At 61.3% G+C, this 17,678-nt stretch carries 23 protein-coding genes; 8 read left to right on the top strand and 15 right to left on the bottom strand.

Annotation, left to right across the window (positions count from 1 at the left end; genetic code table 11):
- Positions 1-49: 49 nt before the first annotated feature.
- Positions 50-919: a 4-hydroxybenzoate octaprenyltransferase gene (gene ubiA, locus ACTG2S_RS02205; protein ID WP_005339536.1), complete on the bottom strand. Its 870-nt coding sequence runs from the start codon at positions 917-919 to the stop codon at positions 50-52.
- Complete coding sequence (locus tag ACTG2S_RS02200; RefSeq protein WP_005339534.1) at positions 916-1,452, bottom strand: chorismate--pyruvate lyase family protein; 537 nt, start codon at positions 1,450-1,452, stop codon at positions 916-918. Before ACTG2S_RS02200 ends, ubiA begins: the two co-directional genes overlap by 4 nt.
- A 145-nt stretch (positions 1,453-1,597) precedes the next feature.
- Between ACTG2S_RS02200 and ACTG2S_RS02195 the strand changes: the two genes are divergently transcribed.
- Both ACTG2S_RS02195 and ACTG2S_RS02190 read left to right on the top strand, forming a co-directional pair.
- Positions 1,598-2,032: a flagellar basal body-associated protein FliL gene (locus ACTG2S_RS02195; protein ID WP_005339527.1), complete on the top strand. Its 435-nt coding sequence runs from the start codon at positions 1,598-1,600 to the stop codon at positions 2,030-2,032.
- Between the two features lie 112 nt (positions 2,033-2,144).
- Positions 2,145-2,309, top strand: a complete 165-nt coding sequence (locus ACTG2S_RS02190; protein ID WP_005339525.1) for a hypothetical protein — start codon at positions 2,145-2,147, stop codon at positions 2,307-2,309.
- 20 nt (positions 2,310-2,329) lie between these two features.
- Here the strand turns inward: ACTG2S_RS02190 and ACTG2S_RS02185 are convergent, their stop codons facing one another.
- The 4 genes from ACTG2S_RS02185 to ACTG2S_RS02170 form a co-directional block, all read right to left on the bottom strand.
- On the bottom strand, positions 2,330-2,662 hold the full coding sequence (locus tag ACTG2S_RS02185) for a DUF2799 domain-containing protein (RefSeq protein WP_201298783.1): 333 nt from the start codon (positions 2,660-2,662) through the stop codon (positions 2,330-2,332).
- A gap of 137 nt (positions 2,663-2,799) precedes the next feature.
- Positions 2,800-2,925: a hypothetical protein gene (locus ACTG2S_RS02180; protein ID WP_005339521.1), complete on the bottom strand. Its 126-nt coding sequence runs from the start codon at positions 2,923-2,925 to the stop codon at positions 2,800-2,802.
- A gap of 74 nt (positions 2,926-2,999) precedes the next feature.
- On the bottom strand, positions 3,000-3,980 hold the full coding sequence (gene acuI / locus ACTG2S_RS02175; protein WP_111901316.1) for an acrylyl-CoA reductase (NADPH): 981 nt from the start codon (positions 3,978-3,980) through the stop codon (positions 3,000-3,002).
- 32 nt (positions 3,981-4,012) lie between these two features.
- The gene (locus ACTG2S_RS02170; RefSeq protein ID WP_201993658.1) at positions 4,013-5,035 is read right to left on the bottom strand and encodes a LacI family DNA-binding transcriptional regulator; all 1,023 of its coding nucleotides are present in this window, start codon (positions 5,033-5,035) and stop codon (positions 4,013-4,015) included.
- Positions 5,036-5,286: 251 nt separating this feature from the next.
- Between ACTG2S_RS02170 and ACTG2S_RS02165 the strand changes: the two genes are divergently transcribed.
- The 3 genes from ACTG2S_RS02165 to ACTG2S_RS02155 are packed head-to-tail and all read left to right on the top strand — an operon-like array spanning position 5,287 to position 7,364.
- The gene (locus ACTG2S_RS02165) at positions 5,287-5,730 is read left to right on the top strand and encodes a PTS sugar transporter subunit IIA (RefSeq protein ID WP_274161673.1); all 444 of its coding nucleotides are present in this window, start codon (positions 5,287-5,289) and stop codon (positions 5,728-5,730) included.
- 35 nt (positions 5,731-5,765) lie between these two features.
- Entirely contained in the window at positions 5,766-6,053 is a 288-nt protein-coding gene (locus ACTG2S_RS02160; RefSeq protein WP_005356014.1) for a PTS sugar transporter subunit IIB, read from the top strand.
- Between the two features lie 51 nt (positions 6,054-6,104).
- Positions 6,105-7,364 carry a PTS ascorbate transporter subunit IIC gene (locus tag ACTG2S_RS02155; protein ID WP_274161674.1) on the top strand — a complete coding sequence of 420 codons (1,260 nt, stop codon included), beginning with the start codon at positions 6,105-6,107 and terminating at the stop codon, positions 7,362-7,364.
- 98 nt (positions 7,365-7,462) lie between these two features.
- Here ACTG2S_RS02155 and waaA read toward each other — a convergent pair whose 3' ends face one another.
- Positions 7,463-8,728, bottom strand: a complete 1,266-nt coding sequence (gene waaA, locus ACTG2S_RS02150) for a lipid IV(A) 3-deoxy-D-manno-octulosonic acid transferase (protein WP_274161675.1) — start codon at positions 8,726-8,728, stop codon at positions 7,463-7,465.
- Between the two features lies 1 nt (position 8,729).
- On the bottom strand, positions 8,730-9,764 hold the full coding sequence (gene waaF, locus ACTG2S_RS02145; RefSeq protein ID WP_064335094.1) for a lipopolysaccharide heptosyltransferase II: 1,035 nt from the start codon (positions 9,762-9,764) through the stop codon (positions 8,730-8,732).
- A gap of 276 nt (positions 9,765-10,040) precedes the next feature.
- Between waaF and ACTG2S_RS02140 the strand changes: the two genes are divergently transcribed.
- Positions 10,041-10,817, top strand: coding sequence for a glycosyltransferase family 2 protein (locus ACTG2S_RS02140; protein WP_127008528.1), 777 nt, complete (start codon positions 10,041-10,043; stop codon positions 10,815-10,817).
- 51 nt (positions 10,818-10,868) lie between these two features.
- Here ACTG2S_RS02140 and ACTG2S_RS02135 read toward each other — a convergent pair whose 3' ends face one another.
- The gene (locus ACTG2S_RS02135; RefSeq protein ID WP_110304584.1) at positions 10,869-11,906 is read right to left on the bottom strand and encodes a glycosyltransferase family 9 protein; all 1,038 of its coding nucleotides are present in this window, start codon (positions 11,904-11,906) and stop codon (positions 10,869-10,871) included.
- 134 nt (positions 11,907-12,040) lie between these two features.
- On the opposite strand from ACTG2S_RS02135, the gene coaD reads away from it, so the two are divergent.
- Positions 12,041-12,523 (top strand): pantetheine-phosphate adenylyltransferase, encoded by a 483-nt coding sequence (coaD, locus tag ACTG2S_RS02130; RefSeq protein WP_040069411.1) that lies wholly within the window; start codon positions 12,041-12,043, stop codon positions 12,521-12,523.
- Between the two features lie 105 nt (positions 12,524-12,628).
- Here the strand turns inward: coaD and ACTG2S_RS02125 are convergent, their stop codons facing one another.
- The 6 genes from ACTG2S_RS02125 to radC all read right to left on the bottom strand — a co-directional run bounded on the left by ACTG2S_RS02125 (position 12,629) and on the right by radC (position 16,291).
- Entirely contained in the window at positions 12,629-13,501 is an 873-nt protein-coding gene (locus tag ACTG2S_RS02125) for a VirK/YbjX family protein (RefSeq protein ID WP_274161676.1), read from the bottom strand.
- A 177-nt stretch (positions 13,502-13,678) separates the two neighbouring features.
- A complete protein-coding gene (gene mutM / locus ACTG2S_RS02120; RefSeq protein ID WP_274161677.1) occupies positions 13,679-14,491 on the bottom strand; it encodes a bifunctional DNA-formamidopyrimidine glycosylase/DNA-(apurinic or apyrimidinic site) lyase in 813 nt (270 codons plus the stop codon).
- Positions 14,492-14,515: 24 nt separating this feature from the next.
- A complete protein-coding gene (locus ACTG2S_RS02115; protein WP_439981925.1) occupies positions 14,516-14,971 on the bottom strand; it encodes a hypothetical protein in 456 nt (151 codons plus the stop codon).
- 93 nt (positions 14,972-15,064) lie between these two features.
- Positions 15,065-15,232 carry a 50S ribosomal protein L33 gene (rpmG, locus tag ACTG2S_RS02110; protein ID WP_005307500.1) on the bottom strand — a complete coding sequence of 56 codons (168 nt, stop codon included), beginning with the start codon at positions 15,230-15,232 and terminating at the stop codon, positions 15,065-15,067.
- 11 nt (positions 15,233-15,243) lie between these two features.
- Positions 15,244-15,480 (bottom strand): 50S ribosomal protein L28, encoded by a 237-nt coding sequence (rpmB, locus tag ACTG2S_RS02105; protein WP_005307492.1) that lies wholly within the window; start codon positions 15,478-15,480, stop codon positions 15,244-15,246.
- Positions 15,481-15,616: 136 nt separating this feature from the next.
- Complete coding sequence (gene radC, locus ACTG2S_RS02100; RefSeq protein WP_005339502.1) at positions 15,617-16,291, bottom strand: RadC family protein; 675 nt, start codon at positions 16,289-16,291, stop codon at positions 15,617-15,619.
- A 147-nt stretch (positions 16,292-16,438) separates the two neighbouring features.
- On the opposite strand from radC, the gene coaBC reads away from it, so the two are divergent.
- A complete protein-coding gene (gene coaBC, locus ACTG2S_RS02095) occupies positions 16,439-17,641 on the top strand; it encodes a bifunctional phosphopantothenoylcysteine decarboxylase/phosphopantothenate--cysteine ligase CoaBC (protein ID WP_274161679.1) in 1,203 nt (400 codons plus the stop codon).
- Positions 17,642-17,678 lie beyond the last annotated feature (37 nt).

Here is a 17,678-nt window from a genome sequence, read left to right as displayed (position 1 = left end):
GGCCGCATCATGCGGCCTTCTTTTTTATCGGAGTCTGCGCGGGAACATGTCACGCCAGCAGGTAATCGAGCACCAGACCGGCAAACACCAGCGCCCCCACATAGTTGTTGTTGAGAAACGCCTGGAAGCAGGCTTCCCGCTGCCGCTCGCGAATGAGCCGCTGCTGATAGACAAACAGCACCGCCGCCCCCAGCAATCCCCAGTAATACCAGCCCCCCAGCGTCATCAGCTGCCCGACCGCCAGCAGCAGCAGCAGCGTCGAGAGTTGCAATGCGCCGATGATCCGCTTGTCGTAACGACCAAACAGGATGGCGCTGGATTTGAGGCCGATCTTGAGGTCGTCATCCCGATCCACCATGGCGTACTGGGTGTCGTAAGCCACGGTCCAGAGCAGGTTGGCGAAGAAGAGCAGCCAGGCCACCAGCGGCAGAGCATCCGCCTGCGCCGCATAGGCCATCGGGATCGACCAGGAGAAGGCCATCCCGAGCACCAGCTGGGGATTGGAGATAAAGCGCTTCATGAAGGGGTAGCTCACCGCCAGCAGCAGGGCGACAAACGACAGACCGATGGTGAGCGGATTCATGGTCAGCACCAGACCAAACGAAATGAGCGCCAGCACGAAGAAGAGCGCCAGCACCTCCCACGGCTTGACTCTGCCCGTGGGCAAGGGGCGACCGGCGGTGCGTTTGACGTGGCCATCGAAGTTGCGATCCGCATAATCGTTGATCACGCACCCTGCCGAGCGCATCAGAAAGACCCCGACCACAAACACGGTCAGCACCCAGAGATTGGGCAGGCCACCGGCGGCCAGCCAGAGCGCCCACAGGGTTGGCCACAGCAGCAGCAGAGTACCTATGGGTTTGTCGACGCGGGCCAACTGCATGTAGGCAAGTCCCCGCTCCTTGGTTAACAGATTCACTCCAGCTCCTTGTCACAGACGAGAGAGGGCAGAAACAGCTCGTGCACCAGCAGTGGCCACTGCCCCAGAAACAGACGGGAACGACGCCCCCAGACAGTGGCGGCCGGGCAACGGGGATTGGCGGCAATATCGAAACGGGCCAGCTGCAGGTGATCGCGGCGGGCAGGCTCATGGCCAAATACCCGCTCACCCAGCGGCTGCTCGCCAAGCTCGGCAATGCCGCTCCCTTGCAATGCGTCATCGGCAAACAGGGTCCAGCCCAGCACGGCGGGCCCACGATCCCCGTGCAGGATCACCTCGCGGCAGGTACCGGCCGGCGAGGCCGAATCCACCAGCCACTGCTCATCGGCAGTAAGGGCGACCGGGTGATTGCCCAGCCACTCCACCGAAAAGTGGCGATTGTGCTGACGCAGCCGCCGGGTCATGGAGCCGGGCTCCAGCAGCCAGGGGCGCAAGCTGGCGGGCAATTCGCAACATTCGGGGGCCAGCCACCCGCTTAACGGCGTGAGGGGAACAGTCAACTCGGACTTCACAGCTTCACCATCCAGAGATTTCCGTGTTCAGGTTAAAATCCGGTTTATTATCCGTAAATCAATAGCGAAATGTAAGAACATCCGTGCTTGACGGCCCCGATGGCAACATCAAAAATGGGTTATCTCTTGCTGATGAGCCATCTATATGAAGATCTTCAAAATTCTGCTGGTGTTGTTACTGAGCTGTGGCGCCCTGCAGCAGCAAGCTCTGGCTGAAGATGAGCCGCCCGCCGAGGGCGCAGAGGGGGCTGCCAAGCCCGGTTTCTCCTACCACGCGCTCGATCCCGACATCATCACCAACTACCTGAGTGATAGCAAAACCCTCGGTTATATCCGGGTCACGGTAGAGCTGATGGCGGAAAACGAGGCCGATCTCAAGCTGCTGGAGCAGCATGACCCGCTGATCCGCGATGCCATCATCCGTCTGATTGGCAGCAAAAATGCCGATCAAGTGAAGTCCCTGACCAACAGAGAAGAGCTGCGCAAGGAGTGCGAGACAACCGTCAACGAACTGCTGGTGAAAGAGACCGGCAAGAAAGCGGTGCGCGAGCTTATCTTCACCAAGTTCCTCTACCAGTAATCCCTCCCGAAACAATCGCTTATTGGCATATCGGCCAATAAGCGAGCTTTGCCGGTTTATTCGAAATGAAAATCGATTACAATACGGCCGTCAAGTCGTAGAGGTAGTCGTTATGGGCAGCAAAACCCTGTGTGAATGGCGCCGTCACGAGATCCCCACCGATCTCAAGGCGTTGCGCAAGATAGTCCGCAAACCCAAGTTTGTCTGCAGCAAGTGTGCCCGCAGTGCCAATGACAAGGGTTACCTCTGCCAACCGCTGCGCTTGAAAGAGGAGTAACGCCCCTCCCTGTCAGGGCGTTATTGATCGGTCCACCCCTGACGCCCCTGTTCGAACAATCTGCGTGCCTGGGTATCATTCGGGCAAACGCCGCGATACTCCTCGCCTGAGCGGCCAGCCAGATAGAGGTGCTCGGGGCGGCAATACCATGCCAATCCCTTCTGGTGTCCCTGCTTCCACATTTCGGCATCCACCTTCTTGCCACACTGGCCCTGATGGAACTCGACCCGTTCGGTGGTGAAGCCCAACTTGCCATCCGCCTCCCCAACCTCACTCCATACCTTCTCGCAGGGATCATCGTTGGAGACACAGCCACCCAGCAGGGCAGCCAACAATATGATGGAGAGTCGCATAGTCATCCTTGAGCGTCATTTGGGCAGTTCATTCTACCCAGCGGCCCGCCCCTGACCAAGGACGAACGCTCAGCCGTGTGAGCGCGGCAAAAAAATCAGGCGGGCCCAAAGCCCGCCTGTTCGTTCAATGCCGTGGTTCACTGGTCATCGAAAGTGTCATCATCCTGCCAGCTTTCATCTTCCCACTGATCCAGCTCTTCTTCCCAGGAATCCGGCTCCCAATCATCATCAGAGGAGTCGTAATCCGGCTTGTGTCCACCCATCTTCACTCTCCTTGGATAGTTCACCCGCACTCCAATTTTATCCGGAATTGTCGGGCTCGCCAGTCAGAGAGAGTTCAAAGTTTGACCAGGGTGCGGCCGGCGATCTGGCCTTGCGTGATGGCCTCGGCGGCCTCCACTACCTGCTCCAGCCCAATCTCGGTAACCGCCTGTTCAAAGAAGCTGGCGGGCAGATCCCGTGCCAGTCGCTGCCACGCCAGTTGACGACGTTCAAACGGGCACATCACCGAATCGACCCCCTGCAACCGCACGTTGCGCAGGATAAAGGGCATCACACTGGTCGGCAGATCGAAGCCACCCGCCAGCCCGCAGGCCGCCACGGCGCCGCCATAGTTCATCTGAGCCAGCAGCTTGGCCAGCACCTGACTGCCGACGGTATCGATGGCACCGGCCCACAGCTGCTTCTCCAGCGGTTTGGCGGGCACCAGCAGCTCGCTGCGCGGCACGATGCGGCTGGCACCCAGCGCAGTGAGCATGGCGCCCTGCTCTTCGGGCCGACCGGTCAGCGCTGCCACCTGATAGCCCAGGGCTGCCAGCAGGGCAACCGAGGTGGAGCCCACGCCGCCAGCCGCGCCGGTGACCAGCACCTCGCCGCTTTCGGGAGTAATGCCCGCCTCTTCCAGCGCCAGCACGCAGAGCATGGCGGTGAGACCGGCGGTACCGATGCACATGGCCTGGCGCTCATCCAGCCCGGCGGGCAACGGCACCAGCCAGTCCCCCTTGACCCGCGCCTGTTCGGCCATGCCGCCCCAATGCCCTTCGCCGACGCCCCAACCGGTCAGCACCACCTTGTCACCGGGCTGATAGCGGCTGTCGGCAGATTCGAGCACGGTACCGGCAAAGTCGATACCGGGCACCAGCGGCCACTGGCGCACAATCTTGCCCTTGCCGGTGATGGCCAGCCCGTCCTTGTAGTTGATGGAGCTGTAAGCGACCGCAACCCGCACTTCACCTTCCGGCAACTGGCTCTCGGCCAGCCGGGTCAGAGTCGGAACAGTCTTGCCGTCTTGGTTTTCCAGTAACAGAGCCTTGAACATGGTTGCCTCTTTGATGACGTGTGAAACGGGGATCAGCTGCTTTGGCGCTTTTGCAGTTGAAAATCGAGAGCCAGAGCAGTGCCCATCACGGGCTCCCCGGCCAGTTGGCGCAGGATCAGCTCGGCAGCCTCCTGCCCCATTTTGCGATAGGGGATCCTGACCGAAGTAAGGGTCGGATAACAGGCGCGCGCCACATCCAGATCGTCAAATCCGGCGATGGCGAGTTTGCCCGGCACATTCAAATGGCGACGCTGGCACTCGAACAGTACCCCGGCCGCCAGTTCGTCGTTGACGCAGATCAGCGCGTCCAGCTCGGGCCAGCGCAGCAGAAATTCACCCAGCATGGTGGCACCGGTGCTGAAGCTGGGCCGCTCCGAGGTGTTGATGATGGCATCGGGGGAGAGGTAGTTGTCGAGCAGCGCCTTCTGCCAGCCCTGCATCCGCTGTTGCAACATCCACTGCTCCTGACGGGCGCAGAGAAAACCGATATTGCGGTAGCCCCGCTCGATAAGGTGGCGAGTCAGCTGATAACCGGCATCGAAGTTGGAGACTCCCACATTCATGTCGATGGGGCTGCGGGCCATGGCGCCCACTTCCACCACCGGCAGGCGGGAGGCTTTCAGGCGGGTACGGATCGTCTCACCGGGATCGCCACCAAACAGCACCACCGCCGCCGGATTGTGCTGCAAAAAGCTGGTCAGCAGGCGCTCTTCCTGCTGCTTCAGATGCTGGGCATCCCCCAGCATGATCTGGTAACCCTCGTCGAGCAGGGTCTGTTGCAGGCCAGCGATCATCTCGCCACAGCCCGCTTCCGCCAGACTCGGGACGATCACTACGATGGTCTGGGAAGTCGCAGAGGCCAACGCCCCGGCGGCCCGATTGGGGATATAACCGAGCTCTTCCACCGCAGCTTCGATGCGCTCACGCATCCTGTCGGAGACCATCTCCGGCGTGCGCAGGGCACGGGAAACCGTCATGGCCCCCACACCAGCCAGCTGGGCCACATCGTTGAGGGTCACCCGACCCGTGCTACGGCGCTTCTTTGCTTCTGACATCCATCCCATCCTCGACTTGCGGCTGCTCACTTTAAGGCAAAAGAGCGCCACTGACCATTTGCTCAGGGCCGATTCTACCCTCTTTCCCGGATCACGGGGGCAAGATGACTCCCGTTAATGGGTGAAGTGATAGCGCTATCACAGTTTGATGTTAGCGCTATCTGATAGCGCTAACTTTCGCGATCACCCTCACAGTTTCACCACCGCAAGATCGATAGATTGGCGCCATCTTAACTAGCCGGATCACCACCATGCTGACTCAACTGCTGACCGAGGATGTCATCCGCATCGAACCCGCAGCCCGCGACTGGCGCCAAGCCATCGAACTGGCGACGGCGCCCCTGCTGGCCAATGGCACCATCGAGCCCTCCTACGTGGCAGCACTGTTTCGCTCTCATGAAGAGCTCGGCCCCTACTACGTGCTGGGCCCCGGTCTGGCGATGCCCCATGCCCGCCCCGAAGACGGCGTCAACCGGCTGGGTCTGGGGCTGACCGTCATCAAGCAGGGTGTCAACTTCGATTCCGAGGGCAACGACCCGATCCGGCTGCTGATCACCCTGGCCGCCAGCGACAGCAGCTCCCATGTGGAGACCATCGCCCAGCTGGCCGAGCTGTTTATGAATGAAGAGGACGTGGCGGCCATCATTGCGGCCGACACCAAAGACGACATCCTGCGCATTCTGGCGCGCTACTGATCTGCGCCACGGCGCACCTGACAGAGGAAGAGACAATGAAAATTCTGGTTGTATGCGGTCACGGTCTGGGCACCAGCCTGATGATGGAGATGAGCATCAAGAGCATCCTGAAAGAGCTGGCTGTCACCGCCGAGGTGGATCACCGCGATCTGGCCTCCGCCGGCAGCGAAACCGCCGAGATCTTTGTCGCCACCCGCGACATCGCCGAGCAGCTGCAATCCATGGGGGTCAACGGCCGTCTGGTGGCCCTCGACAACATGGTCGACAAGGCCGCGATGAAAGAGAAGCTCGCCACCGCCCTGCGCGAACTGGGCGCCCTCTAAGGATCCTCCATGCGGCCTGCGGGCCGCATCTTCCGTTGCCAGGAGCTGACCATGGAATTTTTCAACTTTCTGATGTTTGACGTGCTGTCCGAGCCCGCCGTGCTGGTCGGCCTGATCGCGCTTATCGGCCTGATTGCCCAGAAGAAACCGGTGACCGAGTGCATCAAGGGCACGGTCAAGACCATCATGGGTTTCGTCATTCTGGGGGCCGGTGCCACTCTGGTGATCAACTCGCTGGGTGACTTTGCCGTCATCTTCCAGCACGCCTTCGGCATCAAGGGGGTCGTCCCCAACAACGAAGCCATCGTCTCCATCGCCCAGACCTCGTTTGGCAAGGAGATGGCGATGATCATGTTCTTCGCCATGCTGGTGAATATCCTGATCGCCCGTCTGACCCCGTGGAAATTCATCTTCCTGACCGGTCACCACACCCTGTTCATGTCGATGATGGTAGCCGTAATCCTCTCCGCCGGTGGCATGAGCGGCGTGCCGCTGATCGCGGTGGGCAGTCTGGTGGTCGGTGTCGCCATGGTCTTCTTCCCGGCCATCGCCCACCCCTTCATGAAGCAGATCACCGGCTCCGATGACGTGGCGCTGGGCCACTTCTCCACCTGCTCCTACGTGCTCTCCGCCCTGATCGGCGCCAAGTTCGGCAACAAGGCCCACAGCTGCGAAGATGTGCAGGTACCGAAGAGCTTGCTGTTCCTGCGCGATACCCCGGTGGCCATCTCCTTCACCATGGGCATCATCTTCCTGGTGACCTCCGCCTTCGCCGGCCCAGAGTTTGTCTCCAGCGTCGCCAAGGGCAAGCACTGGTTCATGTTCTCCCTGATGCAGTCCATCACCTTCGCCGCCGGTGTCTACGTCATCCTGCAGGGTGTGCGGATGGTCATCGCCGAGATCGTACCGGCCTTCAAGGGGATCTCCGACAAGCTGGTGCCGAACGCCAAGCCGGCACTCGACTGCCCAATCGTCTTCCCCTATGCCCCCAACGCCGTGCTGATCGGCTTCCTGGCGAGCTTTGCCGCCGGTCTGGTGGGGATGGCGCTGCTCTACGCCATGGGCCTGACCGTCATCATCCCGGGCGTGGTACCGCACTTCTTCGTCGGCGCCGCTGCCGGGGTCTTCGGCAACGCCACCGGTGGTCGTCGCGGCGCGATTTTGGGCTCCTTCGCCAACGGCCTGCTGCTGCTCACCATTCTGCCGGTGTTCTTGCTGCCGGTGCTGGGCGACCTCGGCTTCGCCAACACCACCTTCAGCGACTCCGACTTCGGTGTGGTCGGCATCCTGCTGGGGCTGATCGTTCGCTAATCCCGGCCACCGCCAAAAACAAAACGGAGCGCATCGCGCTCCGTTTTTTTATGGTAGGCCATCGATGATGGATGGCGGGCTGTATGAAAGGCTGACACTCAGTCGTTCTCCAGCGCAGCCAGGCTGTGAGAGAGGGTGCGCGCCAGCGCACCCTGATTGCGCAGCACCACGGCGCGGGCCTGCTCGCCCATCTCGCGGCGGGTGCTCTCGTCGGCAAACAGCTGGCTCACCTGCTCGCCCAGCTCGGCGGCATCGGCCACGATGGCGGCGCCCCCCTGAGCCACCAGCTGACGAGTGATATCGCTGAAGTTGAAGTAGGCGGGCCCCGTCAGGCAGGGCTTGCCGAGGGCTGCCGGCTCCAGCAGGTTGTGACCGCCAATCTTCACCAGACTGCCACCGACGAAGGCCACATCGGCCGCCGCCAGCATCAGCGGCAGCTCGCCCATGGTATCGCCGAGGTAGACCTTATCCTCCGCACTCACCGCAGCACCATCAGTGCGCCGCACGCAGCCGTAAGGGGCACACTGCTCGGCCACCCGGTCGAACCGCTCGGGGTGGCGCGGCACCAGAATGAGCAGCGCATCGGGATGGCGTTTGAGCAGCAGGTCGAAAGCGGCCAGCACCTGCTCATCCTCACCCTGATGGGTGCTGGCGGCGATCCAGACCGGCCGATCCGCCCCCAGTTGCTGGCGCAGGGCACGCCCTTTGGTCTGCACCTCGTCACCAAACTGGATGTCGAACTTGATGGAGCCGGTCACCGCCAGCCGCGAACGATCGATGCCGAGGCGGGCGAAGCGGTCGGCGTCATCCTGATGCTGACAGAGCAGATGGGTCAGTGGCCGGCTCAGGGCGTCGAAGGCGCCGTGGAAGCGGGCATAACGCTGGCAGGATCGCTCGGAAAGGCGGGCGTTGATAATGGTCACCGGCAGATGGCGCGCCTCGCAAGCGGCCAGCCAGTTCGGCCACAGCTCGGTCTCCATCACCCAGAGCGCGCGCGGCTTGAAGGTGTCGAGAAAGGCGGCAATGGCCCAGGGGTAGTCGAGCGGCGCGTAGCGATGGAGCACCAGATCTCCCAGCCTGGCAGCCTGATCGGCGCCGGTGCGGGTGGTGGTGGTGAGCAGGATCGGCAGATCGGGCCGCTCCGCCTTGAGGGCGCGAATGAGCGGCGTGATGGCCAGCGTCTCCCCCACGCTCACCGCATGGATCCACAGTGGCGCATCCTGTCCGGTGGCGGGCTGCCGCCCGAGATGCTCGGCCCAGCGCTTGCCAAAGCCGGGCTTGCCTTTCTTCGGCTTGTAGAGGACCAGCAGCGCCAGCGGCAATCCCAGATGGATCAGCAGGTTGTAGAGCAGACGGTAGGGCATCTTACTGACTCTGCTCCAGCTTCTTGCAGGCATCGACCACCTGCTCCGGCGCCAGGTCGATCAGGCACTTGAGATGGCCGAATTTGCAGGTGCGCTTGAAGCAGGGGCGGCACTCGATGTCGGTGTGAACGATCTCGACCCGATCCGCCAGCGGCGGGGTGTAGAGCGGCGAAGTGGAGCCATAGACGCCCACCAGCGGCCGGTTGAGGGCGGCGGCGATGTGCATCAGGCCGGAGTCGTTGGAGATGACCCGGCTGGCTAGCGCCATCAGATCGATCGCCTCGTGCAGGCTGGTCTTGCCCGCCAGCACGTGGCAGTTGGGGCGAGTCAGCAGATTGACCCGATCCCGGATGGTATTGGCCACCGGCACATCCTTGTTGGAACCGAAGATCCACACCTGCCACCCTTCGTCCAGATGCTGCTGGGCCACCACGGCGTAGTGCCCTTCCGGCCAGCGCTTGGCCGGGCCGAACTCGGCACCGGGACAGAGCACCAGCACCGGGCGGGCGCGATCCAGCCCCAGTCGCTCCAGCGCCTTGCTCTGGTTTATCAGATCGACATGGAGCGCCGGATGCGGAATGGTCGGGATATCGGCCCGACTCTTCATCTGCTCCTTGGGATAAGCGAGCGCCAGATAGCCCTCCACCATCAGCGGGAAGGCGGACTTGTTGCTACGCAGGTCGTTGAGCAGGCCGTAGCGGCTCTCGCCCTTCCAGCCGGTACGGACCGGAATGCGGGCAAACCAGGGGATCAGCGCCGACTTCATGGAGTTGGGCTGGACGATGGCCTGATCGTACTTCTCCGCCGCCAGCTGCTTGCCGAGGCGGCGGCGCGCCACCAGTTTGAAGTCACCGTGGCCAAGGGGCATGGTGATCGCCTTGTCCACCTCCGGCATCCGCTCCAGCAGGGCGCAGCACCAGGCGGGGGCCATCACGTGCAGTTCGCACTCCGGATGGTTGGCCTTGATCGCCTTGTAGAGGCTCTGGGACATCACCATATCGCCGACCCAGGAGGGGCCGATCACCAATATTTTCATCACGCGTCTTCTCTCGGGACTGGCCCGGCAGTTAATCATCACTGGGCGAGATTATGCCCCAAGAATGACTGGATAAATAACAGAAGATCCTTGGCAGACGCTGCCGTCACCCCATTTTTCCAGCGGTGCCCCGCTTCCAACCAGACGAGACGAGACAGGCAAACAGCTGATAGAAACGGGCAATGGCGGCTCTCTCTTTGACCCGTTTTTCCGTTAGAATGGCCCATCAATACGCATTCGACCCGCCAGCCGGGCAATAACCGTGAGCCCCATTTCGTGAAAAAACCGACTCTGGCTGCCGTTCTGATCGTCAAGAATGAAGCCGACAACCTGCGCAAGTGCCTCGCCTCCCTCGACGGACTGGTAGACGAGATCGTCATTCTGGATTCCGGCAGCCAGGACGAGACCCCGGCCATTGCCGCCGAATTTGGGGCCCGCTTCTTCGTCAACGCCAAGTGGCCCGGCTTTGGCAAACAGCGCCGACTGGCCCAGTCCCACGTGCAATCCGACTGGGTGCTGTGGCTGGATGCCGACGAGCGGCTCACCCCCGAGCTGAAAACCGCCATAGCCAACGTGATGACCAATCCGGCCAGCGATACCATCTACTCGATCCCGCGCCTCTCCTGGGTGTTTGGCCGCTTTATCCGCCACAGTGGCTGGTATCCGGATCGGGTGCTGCGCCTCTATCCCAAGGCGCTCACCAGCTACAACGAGGCGCTGGTTCACGAAAAGGTAGAAGTACGGGCCAACATGAAGATCGTCAATATTCATGGCGACCTGCTCCACTTCACCTATCGGGATCTGGAGCACTATCTGGTCAAATCGGCCGGTTATGCCCGCGCCTGGGCCGATCAGCGCACCGCTCGCGGCAAGAAGGGCTCCCTCAGTCAGGGGCTGATCCACGCGGTTGGCTGCTTCCTCAAGATGTACCTGCTCAAAGCGGGCTTCCTCGATGGCAAACAGGGGCTGCTGCTGGCGATCCTCTCCGCCCACTCTACCTTCGTCAAATACGCCGACCTCTGGGTGCGCCAGCAGCCGCAGCAGCCGGAATAACCGTCATACGAAACAGGGCCCCGCGGGGCCCTGTTTGCATTGCTGCATACGTTACTTGCGCCAGAAAGGCGCCGCCCAGCGGGCCATCACCGGCACCATGGTCTTGGGATCGAGCTGGCTCATATCCTCAGGATGGTCGCTATCCTCCGGCGGGCTGAAGGCAAGGTGACGCCCTTCGCTGTTGAGGGGCTTCCAGCGCAGCGGAGTAGCGGAGCGGCGCATCGGGAAGAAGCCGATGGTCGGCACATCGAGCGCGCCGGCGATATGGAGCGGGCCAGTACTGCCTGCAACGAACAGGGCTGCGTTGGCCAACACCTGACAGAACATCGGCAAACCATCGCTGGAGCGGTAGATCCAGCCGTTGCCGCCGTGGGCCAGCAACTCGGCCGCCAGCTGTTCGGCCATCTTCTCCTCGCCCGGGCCTGCGGTCAGCACGCACTGCAGCTCGGGGCAGGCCTGATTGAGCTTGATGATGATGCGGGCATACTGCTCGATGGAGAGGTTGTTGGCCGAACCGCCGCTACCGGCATGCACCATCAGCCAGGGGCGGCTGGCATCGAGCTTGAGCTTGAGTGCCAACTGCTCGCGCACCTGCAGCAGGGTCTCATCATCGAACTGCAGGAAGGGGGTCTTGGGCTCCACCACGGCCACCTGCTGATCGGCCAGGAAGCGGCGGATCAGCTCCAGGTTGTACTCGGACTCTGGCTTCTGGGAGCGGGAGCGACGCTGCACCAGTCGCTGGTTGTAGAGCACCTGCGCCAGCTTGGTCGCCGGGGCCAGCCGGTAAGGGATGTGCGCCTTCCACACCAGCATGGCGTTGCGGGAGTTGGAGAAGAGGCAGATGGACGCGTCGAACGCCGCCGCCTTGATCCGCGCCAGCAGCGCTCGCTGTTGCTCCTTGTCGGCCCGCACGCCCGGATCGATGATCACCTCGTCAATCCAGGGGCAGAGCCGGGCCAGCGGCGCCGTGTAGGCCGGAACCAGGGCAGTCACATGACACTCCATGGAGCCTTTGAGCATGGCGAAGCTCGGCCACGCCAGCATGAAGTCACCAATCTTGTCATTGCGAACGACCAGAATACGTTTCATAAAAAATCCCTTTGCTCCCTGTCACCAATGCAAGGAGGCTTGATGCGCGATGGCGTATTCTTGCCTGATGCACTGCTATTCTCAAGCGACGACCTTATAATGCGACCAAATTTCCAGGTTGCAGGACCGCAAAGATGACTACCAGGGTAATTTATCCCGGGACTTTTGATCCCGTTACCAATGGCCACGCCGATCTGATCGGCCGGGCCGCCAAGCTGTTTGACGAGGTGGTGGTCGGGGTCGCCAACAGCCCGAGCAAGCGACCTCTGTTCGATCTGGCAGAACGTGTCCAGCTTGTCCAGCAAGTGACCAGCACGCTTCCCAACGTCAAGGTGGTGGGCTTCTCCGGTCTGCTGGTCGATTTCGCCAAAGAGCATCAGGCCAACGTGCTGATCCGCGGCCTGCGCGCCGTCTCCGACTTCGAGTACGAGTTTCAGCTGGCCAACATGAACCGCCGCCTGATGCCTGAGCTGGAAAGCGTCTTCCTCACCCCGGCCGAGGAGAACTCCTTTATCTCCTCCACTCTGGTGAAAGAGGTGGCGCTGCACGGTGGCGACATTCGTCAGTTTGTCGATCCCGTGGTGGCCCAGGCCATCGCAGCCAAACAGAAAGGGTGATCCCCTTCCACACTGGCCATTCCCGACGGCAACTACGAACAAGGGCTACCCGTGGGTAGCCCTTGTTGTATCTCTCTCGCATGGAGAGGTCAGCCTGCTTGCCGGTTACTGACGGGCAAACCGCTCATTCATCTCCTGCACCAGCTGATCGAGCCACTCGTAGCGGCGCCGATACATGGCCCGCTTCTTGGAGGCGATCTCCTCCAGCGGCTTGCGCGGCTGGGCTTGCAGTGCGACGAAGTTGGCATCCACATCCCGGGCGTCGAACTCCTGCCACAGCTCGTCATAATCGGCCTGCAAATTGGCTTTCTGCTTGCTGCTGTAGCGCTTGGCCTGAAACACGTGGGCCCGTTTGCGCACCGCCAGCACCTCCGCCGCACCCATGCTCTGCGCCAGTTGCAGCACCAGCTGCACCAGCAGGGATTTGGGCCGCAGGCCGTGCCCCTCTTTGGTCAGCTCGCGCACCCGATCCTGGGCATTCTCGACTGCAGGCTCCGGCCCCTGCATGGAGCCGATCATCAGAATCAAACGATCCACGCTGCCCGCCAGCGAAAAGGCGCAGCTGTAGAGGCGCTGTCCCTCGCCGTTGACGATGGAGAGCGCCAGCTCGGCCTCGCGGCGGAAGGTGCCATCGTAACGCAAGACAATGCCACAACCGCTCAGTGGATAACGCCCCAGCGCGATCCCCTCACCCAGATAGAGGGGGTCGATCAGTTGCGGGTAGCTCTCCAGCAACAAACGATAGTGGTTTTCCAGCATGTCGGCACGTTGGGCAGGAGTAGAACCAGCAAAACAATACGGGCGCATCGGTTTATCAAGCAACTCAGGATGACTTGCTGGCAATGCATTCAGATGAGATACCTGAAACAGGTCAAAAACCTTGCTCAGTTGTCGACGATATAGCAGGCTGCGTAAAACGAACTTGCCACGATTAAAAACCTTCCTATCGTTATCCTCCGGATATAAGTAACGAGCCATATCTTGGGCACAGTAACGCCCTGACTGAGACAAATCGCCCCAATCTACTGCTTTTTTTATCACGATCCGATTCTCATACTGCCTGAACGGGCGCGATTCTAGTCTTGACTGTGCAAATCTTCAACAGAGTGGAAATACGCTGTTACAACTTCCCCCGGATCGGGGCAAAAAGTGCGCTCAGCGCTGGCAATGGCTGCAAAAAACCGTGGTGCGCTGCCCCATTCTGATCTCGCTCAGCAGGGTGTGACAGTGGAAACAGGGCTGACCGCCACGGCCATAAACCTGCAACTGCTGCACGAAATAGCCCGGCTTGCCATCGGCACTGGTGAAATCCTTGAGGGTAGTGCCGCCCTGGCGAATCGCCTCGGCCAACACCCGCTTGATCTCGGCCACCAGGGTTCCCAGCCGCTCGGCGCTGATATTACCCGCCGCCCGTTTGGGGTGAATGCCGGCAGCATAGAGCGCCTCGTTGGCGTAGATGTTGCCCACCCCGACCACCACCTGATTGTCCATCAGGAACTGTTTGATGGCGGTGCTGCGCCCCTTGGCGCGCCCCTGCAGGTAATCAGCACTGAAGGCATCGGTGAGCGGCTCTGGCCCCAGCTTGGCGAGCAGCGCGTGGGCTTCGGCCGGTTCGCGAGTCCAGAGCAGGGCGCCGAAGCGGCGCGGATCGTTGAGCCGCAGCAGCTTGCCATTCTCCAGCTCGATATCCACGTGGTCGTGCTTCTCGGCTGGCGTGCCGATATCCAGCACCCGCAGGCTGCCGGACATCCCCAGATGAAGGATGGCGGTGCCGAAATCGGTCTCCAGCAGCAGGTATTTGGCGCGGCGACGCACCCGATGGATGGTGAGGTCCACCAGCTCCTGAATTTCACCGGGGATCGGCCAGCGCAGGCGGCCATCCCGCACCACCACGCGCGTCACCTTGATACCGGTGAGCCAGGGGGAGATCCCCTGGCGGCTGACTTCAACTTCTGGCAATTCGGGCATGGGCACCTCGCAAGGAAAAGGAACTCAGGGGGCAGGACGCAGCAGATCGCGATACTGTTCGGCAGTGAGGGCGAGCCAGAGACCGGAGGGCGGCTGGGCGCCATATTGGCCGCTGTTCTGATAGAGGCCGATCTCGACCGGATCGTTCTGGCCGGCAATCCACACCTTGATGGTCACCGGGGTGCCGCGCACCACCTCGCCGGGGGGCAGCAACCAGCCTTGCCAGCGTGCCAGCCGGGCATCCAGCTGCACCGTGTCGAGCCCCAGATCCGGCATGCTGCGCCAGCCCTGACCGATCCGCTCAATCTGCCAGCTCGGTCCCTGCCAGGTGAGCACCACAGACGCATCCGGCAGCAAGGGGCGAGCCCGCTTGGCGCTGTTCTCCTGCTGGGCAGTCTCCATACGATGCAACAGGGTGATCACGATCAGCACCACCACAATGATCACGTTATTCCAGCCTTTGCGGCTCAATTTGAACATGGCAAGCCTCCCTTTGAACCGGCAGTGTACTGAATTCGGCGCATAAAAAAACCCGGCACGAAGCCGGGTTTTTGGGAATGCAGCATCAAGTAATTACTTGATTTTGCCTTCCTTGTAGATCACATGCTGACGAACAACGGGATCAAACTTTTTGATCTCCATTTTTTCGGGCATGGTGCGCTTGTTTTTGGTAGTGGTATAGAAGTGACCAGTACCGGCGCTGGAGTTCAGGCGAATTTTCTCGCGAATACCTTTAGCCATGATCTAATTCCTTATACCTTAACACCGCTGGCGCGCAGTTCAGCCAGAACCACTTCAACGCCACGCTTGTCGATGATACGCATGCCTTTTGCGGATACGCGCAGGCTTACGAAGCGTTTTTCACTCTCAACCCAGAAACGGTGAGTGTGCAGGTTCGGCAGGAAACGACGCTTGGTGGCGTTGTTAGCGTGCGAACGGTTGTTACCAACTGCCGGGCGCTTGCCGGTTACTTGGCATACTCTAGACATGTCAGTCTCTCCAAATCTTACTTCATTGCTCGAGCAAATATCTGCCCCGCTGGCCTTCGATTGCGGGGCAAACAGAAGGCGGCATTTTATACAGCATCCGTGATCAAAGATCAACTAATACGGTGCCAGAGCACAGTTATAGCCAACCGCGCTCGGCAAAAGAAACCGTGATGCCATCACCGATCACCAAGTGATCCAGCACTCTGATATCGATCAGGGCCAAAGCGGCCGTGATCCGATCCGTGATCTGGCGGTCGGCCCTACTGGGCTCGGCGACGCCGGACGGGTGATTATGCGCCAGAATCACCGCGGCTGCATTATGTTTGAGCGCGATCTGCACGATTTCTCTTGGCCAGACGCTCGCCGAGTCGATGGTGCCGAAAAAAAGCTCAACAAATTGAATGACTCTGTGCTGATTGTCGAGCAACAGCAGGGCAAACACCTCACGCGGCCGATCCCGCAACTGGGCCTGCAGATAGTCGCGGGTCAGCTGGGGCGAGGTGAGGGCATCGCCCCGCTGCAACTGCTCGGCCAGATGGCGTCTGGCCATCTCCAGCACCGCCTGCAACTGGGCATATTTGGCCGGGCCAAGGCCGTGCGCCTCGCAGAATGCCCGTTGATCCGCCCCCAGCAAGCTGCGCAAAGAGCCGAATTGATTCAACAGGTTGCGTGAAAGATCCACTGCACTCAGGCCATTGACGCCGGTGCGCAGAAAGATGGCGAGCAGCTCGGCATCGGAGAGCGCCGCGGGCCCCTGGCGCAGCAGCTTCTCTCTGGGGCGTTCATCTTCCGGCCACTCTTTGATGCTCATTTGTCTCTCCCTCATCCCTGTTGAGAAAAAACATAGCAAAAAATTGCGCGCGCCCGACCACACCCCTTGATGCCAACCCCTGTCGTCATCCATTGCCTGTGGTATCTTAGCCGACCAGTCAGAATGAGCCGGATAGAGAAACAGCAGATGAGATTGGCCGATAAACGCATCCTGTTGGGTGTCAGTGGCGGGATCGCCGCCTACAAGAGTGCCGAGCTGGTACGCCGCCTGAAAGATCAGGGCGCCGAAGTGCGGGTGGTGATGACCCGCTCCGCCAAGGAGTTCATCACCCCGCTGACCCTGCAGGCGGTCTCCGGTCATCCGGTGGCCTACAGCCTGCTGGATCCCTCCGCCGAAGCGGGCATGGGCCATATCGAGCTGGCCAAGTGGGCCGATCTGGTGCTGATCGCCCCCGCCAGCGCCAACCTGATGGCGCGGATGGCAGCAGGCATGGCCGACGAACTGCTGACCACCCTCTGTCTGGCCACTCCGGCGCCCATCGCGCTGGCACCAGCAATGAACCAGCAGATGTATCTCAACGCCGCCACCCAGGCCAACCTCAAGACCCTGGCCAGCCGCGGCATTCTGCTGTGGGGGCCGGATGCCGGCAGCCAGGCCTGTGGCGATGTGGGCCCGGGGCGGATGCTGGATCCCCTCGAACTGGTGGATCGCTGCTGCCAGCAGCTGGCCACCGAGCCCTTGCTGGCAGGCGTCAAGCTGCTGCTCACCGCAGGGCCAACCCGCGAGGCGCTGGATCCGGTGCGCTACATCAGCAACCACAGCTCCGGCAAGATGGGCTACGCCATCGCCCGCGCTGCCCGTGAAGCAGGCGCCGAGGTGACGCTGGTGAGCGGCCCGGTGACGCTGGCTACACCTGCTGGAGTCACCCGCATCGATGTCGAGAGCGCCGAGCAGATGCATCAGGCGGTGATGAGCCGGGTGGGCGAGTGCGATCTCTTCATCGGCTGCGCGGCGGTAGCCGACTATCGTCCTGAGCAGGTGGCCAGCCAGAAGATCAAGAAAACCGGCGACAACGACCAGATGGTGGTGAAGCTGGTGAAAAACCCCGACATCATCGCGGCCGTTGGTGCCCTTTCAGACAAACCCTTCACCGTCGGATTTGCCGCCGAAACCGTGGATGTGGAACAATACGCCCTCGACAAGTTGCAGCGTAAGCGGCTGGACATGATCGCCGCCAACGATGTGTCCCGCGAGGGGCAAGGCTTCAACGCCGATGACAACGCCCTGACCGTGTTCTGGCAAGGGGGCCAGGCCCCGCTGCCGCTGGCCGACAAGCTGACGCTGGCTCGTCACCTGATCGCCCTGATTGCACGCCACTACCGGCACTGAGCGTCCCGAAAGAACAAGACTCACGGCACCCCGCCTG

The organism is Aeromonas sp. 82P, from assembly GCF_051919365.1.
In the GTDB taxonomy this organism is placed as follows: Bacteria; Pseudomonadota; Gammaproteobacteria; order Enterobacterales; family Aeromonadaceae; genus Aeromonas; species Aeromonas veronii.
The sequence above is the reverse complement of the archived record's forward strand: the minus strand, read 5'-3'. Positions and strand labels throughout refer to the sequence as shown.